Source organism: Methylobacterium sp. 142-1Y, assembly GCF_057747795.1.
The window spans coordinates 737,067-749,861 of sequence record NZ_CM173224.1 but is presented as its reverse complement, the minus strand read 5'-3'; the positions used below and the strand labels follow the sequence as shown (position 1 = coordinate 749,861).

General features: G+C 68.0%; 11 protein-coding genes. 5 read left to right on the top strand and 6 right to left on the bottom strand.

Annotated features, from left to right (window positions below):
• Positions 1–48 precede the first annotated feature (48 nt).
• Both AC3AOF_RS03450 and AC3AOF_RS03445 read left to right on the top strand, forming a co-directional pair.
• Complete coding sequence (locus AC3AOF_RS03450) at positions 49–1,722, top strand: histidine kinase famiy protein (RefSeq protein ID WP_488347713.1); 1,674 nt, start codon at positions 49–51, stop codon at positions 1,720–1,722.
• Between the two features lie 87 nt (positions 1,723–1,809).
• Positions 1,810–3,162, top strand: coding sequence for an esterase-like activity of phytase family protein (locus AC3AOF_RS03445; protein ID WP_488347712.1), 1,353 nt, complete (start codon positions 1,810–1,812; stop codon positions 3,160–3,162).
• Positions 3,163–3,293: 131 nt separating this feature from the next.
• Here the strand turns inward: AC3AOF_RS03445 and AC3AOF_RS03440 are convergent, their stop codons facing one another.
• The 5 genes from AC3AOF_RS03440 to AC3AOF_RS03420 all read right to left on the bottom strand — a co-directional run bounded on the left by AC3AOF_RS03440 (position 3,294) and on the right by AC3AOF_RS03420 (position 8,149).
• A complete protein-coding gene (locus tag AC3AOF_RS03440; protein ID WP_488347711.1) occupies positions 3,294–4,769 on the bottom strand; it encodes a methyl-accepting chemotaxis protein in 1,476 nt (491 codons plus the stop codon).
• Between the two features lie 513 nt (positions 4,770–5,282).
• The gene (locus tag AC3AOF_RS03435; protein ID WP_236992031.1) at positions 5,283–5,522 is read right to left on the bottom strand and encodes a hypothetical protein; all 240 of its coding nucleotides are present in this window, start codon (positions 5,520–5,522) and stop codon (positions 5,283–5,285) included.
• A gap of 399 nt (positions 5,523–5,921) precedes the next feature.
• Entirely contained in the window at positions 5,922–6,287 is a 366-nt protein-coding gene (locus AC3AOF_RS03430) for a septal ring lytic transglycosylase RlpA family protein (RefSeq protein ID WP_165088967.1), read from the bottom strand.
• A gap of 219 nt (positions 6,288–6,506) precedes the next feature.
• On the bottom strand, positions 6,507–7,133 hold the full coding sequence (locus AC3AOF_RS03425; protein WP_236992032.1) for a response regulator: 627 nt from the start codon (positions 7,131–7,133) through the stop codon (positions 6,507–6,509).
• A 131-nt stretch (positions 7,134–7,264) separates the two neighbouring features.
• Positions 7,265–8,149: a fumarylacetoacetate hydrolase family protein gene (locus tag AC3AOF_RS03420; protein ID WP_236992033.1), complete on the bottom strand. Its 885-nt coding sequence runs from the start codon at positions 8,147–8,149 to the stop codon at positions 7,265–7,267.
• A 389-nt stretch (positions 8,150–8,538) separates the two neighbouring features.
• Here AC3AOF_RS03420 and AC3AOF_RS03415 point away from each other — a divergent pair, with 389 nt between their 5' ends.
• The 3 genes from AC3AOF_RS03415 (at position 8,539) to AC3AOF_RS03405 (ending at position 10,740) form a co-directional block, all read left to right on the top strand.
• The gene (locus AC3AOF_RS03415) at positions 8,539–9,837 is read left to right on the top strand and encodes an OmpP1/FadL family transporter (RefSeq protein WP_236992034.1); all 1,299 of its coding nucleotides are present in this window, start codon (positions 8,539–8,541) and stop codon (positions 9,835–9,837) included.
• Positions 9,838–10,263: 426 nt separating this feature from the next.
• Complete coding sequence (locus tag AC3AOF_RS03410; protein WP_488347710.1) at positions 10,264–10,416, top strand: hypothetical protein; 153 nt, start codon at positions 10,264–10,266, stop codon at positions 10,414–10,416.
• Between the two features lie 87 nt (positions 10,417–10,503).
• Positions 10,504–10,740, top strand: a complete 237-nt coding sequence (locus AC3AOF_RS03405) for a hypothetical protein (RefSeq protein ID WP_236992035.1) — start codon at positions 10,504–10,506, stop codon at positions 10,738–10,740.
• Between the two features lie 120 nt (positions 10,741–10,860).
• Here AC3AOF_RS03405 and phaC read toward each other — a convergent pair whose 3' ends face one another.
• Positions 10,861–12,588, bottom strand: coding sequence for a class I poly(R)-hydroxyalkanoic acid synthase (phaC, locus tag AC3AOF_RS03400; RefSeq protein ID WP_236992902.1), 1,728 nt, complete (start codon positions 12,586–12,588; stop codon positions 10,861–10,863).
• Positions 12,589–12,795: the final 207 nt, after the last annotated feature.

The following is a 12,795-nucleotide window of genomic DNA, read 5'->3' as shown; positions in this document are numbered from 1 at the left end:
AGGACGATCGACACCGGCGGGGTGGCGTATGGCGAGCCGGGTGGTGGCGTGAGAGACGACGATCAGGCCGGGAGACCGGAGCCGGGAGCCAGCCATTCCGCGGAAGCGCCGTCGCTGGCGCATCTCAAATCCGCGACGATCCGCGAGCCCGGGCTCGACGATCGCGGCAGCGTGTTCTTCGCGGCGATCGAGATGACACGGATGCCGATGATCCTGACCGATCCCCGGCAGCCCGACAACCCGATCGTGTTCGCCAACCGGGCGTTCCAGGATCTCGTCGGCTATCCGCAAGCCGAGCTGGTCGGCCGCAATTGCCGCTTCCTGCAAGGCCCCGAGACCAGCCGCGAGACCGTGGCCGAGCTGCGCCAGGCGGTCGAGGAGCGTCGGGCGATCGCGACCGAGATCCTGAACTACAAGCGCGACGGCTCGCCGTTCTGGAACGGCATCTTCATCGGCCCGGTCTTCGACGAGGCCGGGGAGATCGTGTATTTCTTCGCCTCGCAGCTCGACGTGACCCGTCGGCGCGTCTCGGAGCAGGCCTTCCGCCAGGCCCAGAAGATGGAGGCGATCGGCCAGCTCACCGCCGGCCTCGCCCACGACTTCAACAACCTGCTGCAGGTGGTGACCGGCAACCTCGAACTGGCGCGCAACTCCGTCACCCACGAGCGGGCGCAGCGCCAGCTCGCCAACGCGGCCGGCGCGGCGGAGCGGGGGGCGAAGCTGACGAAGCAGCTCCTGTCCTTCGCCCGCAAGGCGCGGCTGGAGCCGCGCTCGCTCAACCTCAACGCCCTGGTCCTCGCCTTCGCGGAGGTGGCGGAGAGCACGCTCGGCAGCACCGTCTCGGTGCGCCTCGACCTGACGCCGCGGCTGCCGGCGGTCACCCTCGACCGCACCAACCTCGAGATGGCGCTGCTCAACGTGCTCATCAACGCCCGCGACGCGATGCCGAAGGGCGGCACGGTGACGATCTCGACCGGCACGGTCCATCTCAACGGGAACGGCAAGGCCCGCAACCTGCCGCCGGGCGACTACGTGGCGCTCAAGGTGCGCGACGAGGGGGAGGGGATGGCGCCCCACGTCGCCGAGCGGGCGACCGAGCCGTTCTTCTCCACCAAGGGCCCGGGCAAGGGCACCGGCCTCGGCCTCGCCATGGCGCACGGCTTCGTGCAGCAATCCCGCGGCCGGCTGGAGATCGAGAGCCGGCCACAGAGTGACGGCACCGGCGGCGGCACCGTCGTCACGATGCTGTTTCCCTCCGGGAGCGGCGCCGCCGTCGAGGAGGAGCCCGCCGAGCGCAAGGCGGTCTTGCGGCGCGGCGACGAAACCGTGCTGGTGGTCGAGGACAGCGACGACGTGCGGGCGCTTGCCCGCGAATACCTCGAGAGTCTCGGATACCAGGTGCTCGCGGCCCGCGACGGCGAGGAAGCCTTGGGGATCCTGGAAGGGGAGGAGCGGATCGACCTGCTGTTCTCCGACATCGTGATGCCGGGCGGCGTCAACGGCCTGATCCTGGCCGAACGCGCCAGGAGGATGCGGCCCGACCTGCCGGTGCTGCTGACCACCGGCTACAACGAGGACCTGGTGGCGGAGGGCCCCGCCACCCCGACCATGGACGTGCTCGGCAAGCCCTACCGCAAGGCCGAGCTCGCCGACCGGATCCGCGCCGCCCTCGACCGCGGCGCGAAGGCCATGCCGGCCCCGGGCGAGCCGCATCACGGCTGAGGATTTCGCAGGGGCGGACCGTGTCGTCACCGCGCCGACATGGATGATGGGTCAGAACGGCCGCGCCCGTTCTCTCGCGAGGAACCCATGCCCCGCATTTCGCTTCTCGCCGTCACGCTCCTGATGTCGGGCGCGTCCGCCGCCCTGGCGCAGGCCCCGCAAGCCTTCCCGGCCAGGCTCGCCGGCCACGCCGTGCTGCCGGCCGACAGCCTCGCGCCGCTGCCGGCGGATGCGCCGAAGGACCTCGCCACGCCGGGCAAGTTCACCACCGGCCGCCGGGTCGAGGCGGTCGGCACGGTCGAGGCACAGTCGATGGGTCGGACCACCAGCATGAAGCTGCCCCTGCGCGGCCAGCCGCTCCAGGGCCATTCCGGCATCAAGCACATGGCGGACGGCACCTACTGGGTGCTGACCGATAACGGCTTCGGCACCAAGGCGAACTCGCCCGACGCGATGCTGTACCTGAACCATTACCGTATCGATTTCGACAAGGGCGGCGTCGAGCGCCTGGAGACGATCTACCTGCGCGATCCGGACAAGAAGGTCCCGTTCCGCATCGCCAACGAGGGAACGGACAGCCGCTACCTCACCGGCAGCGACTTCGACCCCGAGAGCTTCCAGTTCGTCGGCGACCATATCTGGATCGGCGACGAGTTCGGCCCGTTCCTGATCAAGGCCGACCGCAAGGGCCGGATCGAGGCGGTGTTCGACACCCTGGCCGGGGGCAAGCCGGTCCGCTCCCCCGACAACCCGGCGGTGACCACTCCGGCGGCGCCGGGCGGGCCGGTGGTCTTCAACGCCCGCCGCTCCAAGGGCTTCGAGGGCATGGCGGCCTCGCCCGACGGCAGCCGGCTCTACGCGCTCCTCGAAGGCCCGCTCTGGGACGCCGATGCCAAGGCGTTCGAGACGCATGACGGCCGCGCCGTGCTGCGGATCCTCGAATTCGACACCAGGGCCGAGACCTGGACCGGCCGATCCTGGCTCTACCCGCTGGAGCAGGCCGGCAACGCCATCGGCGACTTCAACCTGATCGACGGTACGACCGGATTGATCATCGAGCGCGACGACGGCGAGGGCACTGCCGATAGGGCCTGCCCGGCGGGCCAGAAGGGCCCGGATTGCTTCTCGGTCCCGGCCAAGTTCAAGCGCGTCTACAAGATCGCGATGACCGACACCGACCAGGGCGGTCCGGTGCGCAAGATCGGCTTCATCGACCTGATGCGCATCGCCGATCCGGACAGGAAGGCGCAAAAGCCGCTCACCGACGGCGCGCTCGCCTTCCCGTTCTGGACCATCGAGAACGTCGACAAGGTCGACGACACCCACATCATCGTCGGCAACGACAACAACCTGCCGTTCTCGGCGAGCCGCGATCCGCACAAGGTGGACGACAACGAGTTCGTGCTCTTGGAGGTCGGGGAGTTCCTGAAGGCGAAATAGAGCATTTTCCGACGAAGTGGATGCCGGTTCGTCGCAGACAATGCGGTAAAACCAGAAGCTTCGCGATTGCGGCGCGATCGTGAAGCTTTTTTCGTGATACGAAATCCGGGAAGGATCGTCCGGATCTCGTATCAAAGAAGCGCCCGGGCCGCTTGCGCGACCTTGCGGATCGAGGTGTCGACCTCGCCGGCCGAGCCGGTGATCCGCTCCATGTTCCGGCGCACCGAGGCGACGCTCCGGGCGGCATCCTGCATGTTGGCCGACATGTCGCGCGTCACCGCGGCCTGCTGGGTGATGGCGCTCGATACCCCGACCGAAATCTCGCTGACATGGCCGATCGCCGCGACGATGCCCTCGAGCGCCGCGACCGCCTCCGAGGTCGCGCCCTGCACGGCGTCGATCTGCGTGCCGATCTCCTGCGTCGCCCTCGCCGACTGGCTGGCCAGCGCCTTGACCTCCGCGGCCACCACCGCGAAGCCGCGGCCGGCCGCGCCCGCTCGGGCCGCCTCGATGGTGGCGTTGAGCGCCAGCAGGTTGGTCTGGTCGGCGATCGAGGAGATCAGCGACACCGCCTCGCCGATCCGGTCGGCGGCCTTCGTCAGGCCCGCCACGATGCCGCCGGCATCCTGGGCCTTGCGCACCGCCGCGTCGGAAGCGGAGCGGGCATCCTCGGCGTGACGGCCGAGCTCGGCGATGGAGGCGGCGAACTCCTCGGTCCCGGCGGCCACCGCCTCGACGTTGCTGGAGGTCCGGGCCGTCTGATCGGCGGTGGCCCGGGCCTGGTCCGAGACCTCCGAGACTGCGACCGTGATCGCCGCGATGTCGGCTTCGATCGCCCTTTGGCCGGCGCTCCGGCGCTGGCGATCGACGACCTGCCGGGTGATGTCGGTGGCGAACTTCACCACCGCGCAAGGCCGGCCGTCGAGATCGAGCACCGGGTTGTAGGCGCCGAAGATCCACACCTCCCGGCCGTCCCTGGCGATGCGATGGAACTCGCCGGCCTGGTGGCGGCCGGCGGCGAGCGCCTCCCAGAACGCCGCGTAGGCGGCGCCCGACCGCTCGGCCTCGGCGATGAACAGGCTGTGGTGACGGCCCACCACCTCGTCGCGGGTGTAGCCCATCACGTCGAGGAAGACGGCATTGGCCTCGGTGATCGTCCCGTCGAGGGTGAAGTGGATCACCGCCTGTGAGCGGTCGAGGGCCGCGATCTGGCCGGCCAGGGAGGCGTCGCGCTCCTTGCGAGCGGTGATGTCGGAGGCGAGCTTCACGATCCGCACGACGCGGCCGCGCCGGTCGAGCACCGGGTCGTAGGAGGCCTGGATCCAGATCGAGCGGCCGTCCTTGGCGATGCGGCGGAACTCCCGGGTCTCGAACCGGCCCTCGCGCAGGCCCTGCCAGAACGCGGCGTAGGCCGGGCCCTCCCGCTCGGCCGGCGGCACCAGCAGGCCGTGATGCCGGCCCCGCAACTCGGCCAGGGTGTAGCCGGTCAGGCCGAGAAAGCAGGCATTCGCGTCGAGGATCGTCCCGGAGGGGTCGAACTCGATCCGGCCCTGCGACCGGTCGACGGCCGCGAGCAGCGCCGCATGGCGCGAGTGAAGGAAGGACACGGCGGGAGCCTCTGCGTCTCGTGAGGCGGACACTGCGCCGAGGTCGTTACTGAACGATGAAGAAAAAATTCTTCCGGATCATGATTTGCGCAAGAAAATAAGCCTATAACTTGTGGCTTACAAAACGTCGTTAAGGCGAATTTGCGTGTTATACTATAGGATGTTATCCGCCTGATCCGGTAGATTCGCATGGACCGCTGGGGCCGCCTTCGTTGATGGATGGCGCAGCGGGCGGTTCGGTGCAGCGGAGCCGTCCGTCGAGGCGGCGGCTATGCCCGGTGGCGAGTTGCCAGCATTTCCCAGGACGTGGGCCCGCATGGTCGCAGCCGCGACCGATGCAATTCCATTTGGCGCAATATTATCGCGAATAAAATTCCCGCCGGCAGGTTGGAGCGGCGAGGCCGCCATCCGGGCGGCGGCCCGATGCGGGGCAACTGGCTTAAGGCCGGGCGTCGGTCCCAGCCGGATCGCGTCGCGGGAAGGGCTCCCGCCCGATTGCGTCAGCCCTTCGCCTCAGCCCTTGCGCTGGCCCTTCATGTAGCTGGTGATCGCCGCCTGGCAGTCCGGGGACAGCTTGGACTTGTTCTGGCGGAAGCAGGCCTGCACCTCCGGCCCGTCCGGCGAGAGATTGCCGCAATAGGTCAGGTAATCGCCGGTGCAGTGCTGCTTGAGCACCGCGCGGTCGGCCATGAGAGGCTGGGCCAGTGCGGCGCCGGTGGTCAGAACGAGGATCAGGGTGGAGCGCAGGAGCACGACGTCTCTCCGAAGGAGGGATGGGAGGGCGGGTCCGGAGCGGGGAGGCGAGATCCTGCCCGACCCGTCCCGCCACAATGGATGTCCCCGGCCGTGCGCGCTTTTAGCAGCCTGGGGGCCGCGGGCAAGCTTCCGCTGCGGAAACACCGAGATTTGTGGCTGAGCGAGAGCCGCTGCCGATGCCGGAGCACCGGGCCTCGACTGCCGCCCGACCGGATCGACCCGTCCGGAATCGGCACGCCTTTAAGACGAGGCGGCGCCGGGACTGGACGGGTCGATCGTCTTCTTGGGCGAAGACTATTTCCGGAAGATTTCGTCCGGACACGGGCCTTGCGCCGTCACGCGGCGCAGGGCCGTCCGCAGCGGATGATCTCGTCGCGAGGGGTGATCGTTCGCCGCTCAGAGGCGGCTGAGGCGCACGCGGGCGACGCCCGACATGCCGATCGCCCGGGCCGAGGCCTGGGACAGGTCGATCACCCGGCCGCCGACATAGGGGCCGCGGTCGTTGATGCGCACCACGACCGAGCGGCCGTTCGTCGTGTTGGTGACCCGGACCCGGGTGCCGAAGGGGAGGCGGCGGTGAGCCGCCGTGAGGGCGTGCGTGTTGAAACGCTCGCCATTCGCAGTGCGCCGGCCCTGAAATCCGGGGCCGTACCAGGAGGCACGGCCGGACTGGGCTTCGGCGGGCGTGCTGGCTTGTATCGTCACTCCGACGGCGCCCGCTGCTGCGAGGCCGATGATCGCCAGCTTTGCCTTCGAAACCATTTCGCATTCCCGTTCTTGTTGCTTGACGCGGTGCAACATAAAACAGAACGAGGCGACATTATGGAACAGTCAAAATAAAGATATTCTGGCGCATACTCGGGAATGGTGATTGGGTGGATTGTCGCGGTTTACATTGGTTAACTGTTTTCGCAAGGTGCACCCGGAGCGGTCGGGGTCGTGCCCGCGCCACGGTGCGGCCAAGGTTGGCCGGGCGGGGCCTCACAGGGTGCGCGCCGCCTCCCGCAGGGCGATGCGGATCAGGTCGGCGAGGGTGCGGGCGCCGAGCTTGCGCCGCAGCTGCGTGCACGCATTGGCGATGGTCTTGTAGCTCAGGCCCAGTTCCTCGGCGATCGCGCCGTGCGAGCGGCCGGCGCCGAGGCGCGCCAGGATCTGCCGCTCGCGCGGGGTGAGGGGGGGCGCCGTCGGCGTCTCGCGCCGCAGGCGGTCGACCTCGGCGGCGAGCGACGGCGCGACGTAGGTGCCGCCGTCCCGCACCCGCTCGAAGGCGAGGTGCAGCTCCGACGAGGCGGTGTCCTTGAGCACGTAGCCGGCCGCCCCGCTCTCGAGGGCACGAGCGGCGATCTCCGGATCGTCGTGCATGCTGAAGACCAGGATGCGAGTGCCCGGCGCCACTGCCCGGATCCGCCGGATCAGCGCGAGTCCGCTCAAGGAGGCGCCCTGGAAGGTGAGGTCCGCCACCACGAGGTCGGGGCGGTGGCGCCGGAAGCGCCGGTAGCCGGCGGCGATGCCGGTGGCCTCGTGCACCGTCGCGACGCCGGCATCCTCCAGCACCCGGCGGCAGCCCTGCAGCACGATCGGGTGGTCGTCGACGACGAGCACGTCCATGGCGTCCTCACTCCGGTTGGGCCCGCGGCGCCGCCGCGGGCCGTCTTGCCTCAGGGCCGTCTTGCCTCAGGGCCGTCTTGCCTCAGGGCCGTCTTGCCTCAGGGCCGTCTTGCCTCGAAGTCGTCTCGTCTTCAGTTGGTCGGCTGTCCGGCCGAGACCTTGGCGGTCCAGTCGTCGAAGGCGACGATCGTCTGGCGCTGCTCGCCCAGGGACTCGATCCCCAAGGAGACGACGTCGCCGGCCTTCAGGAAGCGGGCCGGCTTCATGCCCATGCCGACGCCGGGCGGCGTGCCGGTGGTGATGACGTCGCCGGGTTCGAGCAGCATGAAGTGCGACAGGTAGGAGACGATCTGCCGGCAGTCGAAGATCATCGTGCGGGTCGAGCCGGTCTGCATCCGCTCACCGTTCACATCGAGCCACATCCCGAGATTCTGCACGTCGGCGATCTCGTCCGGGGTGACGAGCCAGGGGCCGAGGGGGCCGAAGGTCGGGCAGCCCTTGCCCTTGGTCCAGGTGCCGCCGCGCTCGAGCTGGAACTCGCGCTCGGACACGTCGTGGCAGACGCAGTAGCCCGCGACGTAGTCGAGCGCCTCGTTGGCGTGGACATAGGAGGCGCGCTTGCCGATCACGATGGCGAGCTCGACCTCCCAGTCGGTCTTGGCCGAGCCCTTGGGCAGGATCACGTCGTCGGTCGGGCCGACGATGCAGGACGGCGCCTTGTTGAACAGGATCGGCTCGGCGGGAATCGGCGAGCCGGTCTCGGCGGCGTGGTCGGCATAGTTGAGGCCGATGGCGATGAAGTTGCGCACGTTGCCGACGCAAGGCCCGAGCCGCGTGCCGGCCGGCACCTCGGGCAGGCTCGCCGGATCGATCGCCCGCAGGTTGGCCAGGGTGTCGGCGGCGAGATGGGGACCGGCGACGTCGCGGATCACGCCCGACAGGTCGCGGATCGTGCCGTTCCGGTCGACGAGGCCCGGCTTCTCCGCCCCGCTCTCGCCCCAGCGCACAAGCTTCATTGGTCGTCTCCGAGAAAGGTCCTTGCGGGCCGGGACATTGGCGCCGGCGCCTTTCCGCCGCAAGCCGGCAGGCACGGCCCGAGGGCTTTGGGCCCGTTGCAGTTTCGTCACATCTGTGGCGAAACCGTGCCGAAGGGGCGTTTGGCAACACTCGAGGCCCGTCTTGCCTATACATCGCCGACGACAGCCTACACTGTTTTGGTTGCTATCTTGCCGGGAGATGGCAGTCATTCCTGGTTCGATAGCAGGTATCGACAAGTCGTGCTGACGGAGCGGCAGCGCCGGTCCGGGATTGCCTGCCGGATGCCTGCCGTATCATCATCCCGCTCAAGCTGTGGGCGTCCGAAGAAGCCGCACGGCACGGAATCTATGGGTGTCGAGGTAACGTCATGACGGGTTCGAGGAGGGCGGCGCTGCTCGCCGGCGCATCGCTGATGCTGCTGGCGGGGGCCAACGGGGCGGCGCAGGCGGCGGCGTTCGGGCTGCGCGAGCAGAGCGCCCAGGCGATGGGGCTCGCCTTCGCGGGTGCGGCCTCCGGCTCCGGCGGCCTGTCGTCGATGTTCTGGAACCCGGCCGTCGTCACGATGAAGCCGGGCTGGAACTCGGACTTCAACGCCACCCTGGTGGCACCCTCGGCCACCATCACGCCGACCACCGGCACCTTCCCGCCACTGATCGGGCTCGGCAGTTCGGGCGATATCGGCCAGGCCGCGGTGCTGCCCGCCACCTACTCGAACTATCAGCTCAACGACCGGCTGTTCATCGGCCTGTCCGGCGCCGCGCCGTTCGGCCTCATCACCAAGCCGAGCCCGGTCTGGGCCGGCCAGACCTACAGCCGGTCCTCGAAGATCTTTTCGCTGAACTTCAACCCGGTGATCGGCTACAAGGTCAACGACTGGCTGTCGGTCGCCGCCGGGCCGGTGCTCGAATACTTCAAGCTGACGCTCCGCCAGGCGACCGGCATCACCCCGAGCGCGAATACGGCGTTCATCAAGGGCGACGACTGGGGTTGGGGCTTCACGGCGGGTGTCGTGGCGCGGCTCTCCGAGGGCACCACGGTCGGTGTCGGCTACCGCTCCTCGATCAACCACCAGCTCGAGGGCTCGGCCTTCGGCATCGGCCGGATCCGCTCCTCGCTGAACACCCCCGAGAAGGTCTCGGTCGGCCTGACCCAGGCGATCACCCAGGACTTCCGCCTGAATTTCGGCTTCGAGTGGGACAACTGGACCCGGCTCGGCTCGCCGGCGATCGTCTCGCTGGCGCTCGGCCGGCCGGTGACGGCCCTGCCGCTGAACTACAAGAACGGCTTCTACTACTCGGTCGGCGCCGAGTACGACTTCACGCCGCAATGGACCGGCCGCCTCGGCTTCGCCTACGAGCAGTCGCCGATCGACCTCTCGAACCGCTCGACCCGCTTGCCCGACGGCGACCGCTACTTCGCCTCGGTCGGCGCCAGCTACCGCTACAGCGAGAAGATCCAGTTCGACGTCTCCTACCAGCACCTGTTCTCGGTCGGCGGCCGCAACCGGATCGCCATCGTGCCGGGCGAGCCGCTCTACACCCCGCCGCTCGCCTTCCTGGCCACCTCGGATGCCAGCGCCGACATCGTTTCGGTCGGCCTGAAGTACCGCTGGGACAACCCGCCGGCCCCGGCACCGATCCCGGTGCCGCTGGTGAGGAAGTACTGACGGGAGGGCGCCCTTCGAGGGGCAGTGGACGGCCCCTCTCGATGGCGTTTCCACACTGCATGTCATTCCGGGGCCGCGCAACGGAGCCCGGAATGACGTATCGGACGGATTTCCGACTGCTGAGCGGTTCAAGCGCGTCGTCAGAATCCGATGAGAGTTCATGACGACTCTCCCGCCGACCCCTATCCCCGACAATCGCAAGCTCGTCATCAACGAAACCGCCAAGCTGTTCGCGAACAATCTCGACCGAGCATCGACGGCGTGTTTCACGGTCGGCGCAGCAACGCCTGTGACCGGCTGGCTCTTCGGAGTGAGTGGACTGAACCAGGTGCCATGGTGGTTTCTGGCAGTCATCGTCTCCTGTTGGCTCGGAGGCTCCGCGCTCCTACATTATCTGGCACGACGCGCTCTCAGAGGGCTCATCCCATGAACGAGTATGCGGTCCTCGCCCTGATCGTCCCCTTCGTCGCGGTCGGCGCCGCCTACGTCGCGGTCCGGGTCCAGGAGCGGCAGATAGCCCGTCTGAGACGGGACCTCGAGGCCGAAGCCGAGCAGGCGCGGCGCGCAGCTCTCGGCTAGGGCCGAAAGCCAGTCGTCCTGATGATGGGATGTTGGTCGCGACGCGATTTAGACGACTCTGTGCCGACATCAACAATCGCGACAGCCATGACCCACGAACTCTACCGCGTGATACGCCTGCTCGAACGGGAGCGCATTCACTACCGTCTTGATCGCCACCGCGACGACAGCATCATGGTTACGGCAACCTTGGTCGGCGAGCGGATCGAGATCGATGTGTTCGAGGACGGGCACATCGAATATTCTCGCTTCCGCGGAAGCGAGGATGTGGAGGATGACGTCGCCTTGCTCGAAGCGCTGGTTCGCGAGGAGGTCAAGGAGTGATGGTCCTTCCGCTTTTTACTCTCGGTGGCCCTTCACGTGGCTGAGGTGATAGACTTCGGACCTTGAGCAACGCTTTAGAAGAGAGCCCCCGGGACCACTCCCCGGGGGCTCTGCGTCATCTCACGCCTTCTCAAGCACGTAGGTCCCGGGCGCCTGGCCCAGGGACGGCAGCACCCCGCCGCCCGGCTGGCGCGCCGGCACCCGCTCGGAATTCTGGTATTCCAGCCACTGCAGCCAGTACGGCCACCACGAGCCCTTGTGCTCGGTCGCGGCCGCGATCCAGTCCTGGAGCGTGCCGTGGGCCGGCCCGCCGGTCCAGTACCCGTATTTGGGCTTGGCCGGCGGGTTGACCACGCCGGCGATGTGGCCCGAACCCGCCAGCACGTAATCGACCGTGCCGCCGAAGGCACGGCAGCCCTCGAAGACCGAGAGGGCGGGGGCGATGTGGTCCTCCCGCGTCGCGAGGTTGAAGACCGGGATCGTCACCTTGGCCAAGTCGAGGCGCACGTTGCCCAGCACCATCTCGCCGCGCGACAGCTTGTTGTCGAGGTAGCAGTTGCGCAGGTAGAACGAGTGGTTGGCGGCCGGCATCCGGGTCGCGTCGGAATTCCAGTACAAGAGGTCGAAGGGCAGCGGCGCCTTGCCCTTCAGATAGTTGTTGACGACGTAGGGCCAGATCAGGTCGTTCGGCCGTAGCATGTTGAAGGCGTTGGCCATCTTGGCGCCTTCGAGGTAGCCGCGATCCTTCATGCCGGATTCGATCGAGCGGATCTGCGCCTCGTCGACGAAAACCTTGAGGTCGCCGGCATGGGTGAAGTCGACCTGGGTGGTCAGGAAGGTGCTGCTGGCGATGCGGTCGTCGCCCACCGCCGCCATGTAGGCGAGGCTGACCGCCAGCAGCGTGCCGCCGACGCAGTAGCCCACCGCCGAGACCTGGCGCTCGCCGGTCGCCTTCTCGATCGCCTCCAGGGCCGAGAAGATGCCCTCGCGCATGTAGCTCTCGAAGTCCTTCGAGGCGTGGCGCGCATCCGGGTTGACCCACGAGATCACGAACACCGTCAGACCCTGGCTCACCGCCCAGCCGATGTAGCTCTTGTCCTTGTTCAGATCGAGGATGTAGAACTTGTTGATCCAGGGCGGCACGATCAGGAGCGGGCGCTTGAGCACCGTGTCGGTCTGCGGCGCGTACTGGATCAACTCGATCAGGTCGTTGCGAAAAACGACCTCGCCGGGGGTGCTCGCCATGTTGACGCCGACCTTGAACTGGCCCTGGTCGGTCTGGCGCACGCGCAGTTCGCCGCCGCCAGCCTCCACGTCCTCGGCCAGCATCTTCATGCCGCGCACCAGGTTGGCGCCGTTCTCCCGGAAGGTTTCGCGGATCAGTTCCGGGTTGGTCGCCACGAAGTTCGACGGCGACATCGCGCCGGAGATCTGCCGGACGTAGAACTGCGCCTTGGCGCGGGTGTGGGCGTCGAGCCCCTCGGCCTCGTCGACCAGGATCTCGGCCCAGCGGGTGGTGATCAGGTAGCCCTGCTTCAGGAAGTCGAAGACCGGGTTCGTCGTCCATTCGGGGGCGGCGAAGCGCTTGTCCTTCGGATCGGGCAGCGCGACGGGGGTGACCGTCTCGCCCTGCATCTTCTGCAGGGTCGAGCCCCACAGGGCCAGGAACTGCCCCCCGATCAGGCTCTGGGCCTCCATCGCCTTCTGAGGATCGGTGAACCATTTCTCGGCCACGGTGCCGAGCGTGCGCACGACCTCGGTCACCGATTCGGCCAGAGCCGTGTTCGGCTTGCCCGCTTCGAGAGGCTTGGCGTAGGCGGCGAGCGCCCGGCTGAACTGCTCGGTCATCAGGCCCGCGTTGCGCGACAGGGCCTCCACATCCGCCCCCGGTATCTGCGCGCCCGGTCCCTGCGCACCCGACGCCGTACTCCTCTCAGATGTCACGCGCGTTCTCCTCCCTGATTGTCGGCGGTCCGCCGGAGCAAGCCGCCTTTCGGACAAAATATCGTCGCAAACCGCCGGTTCCGCCAGATGACCGGACCGGGTTTCCTCATC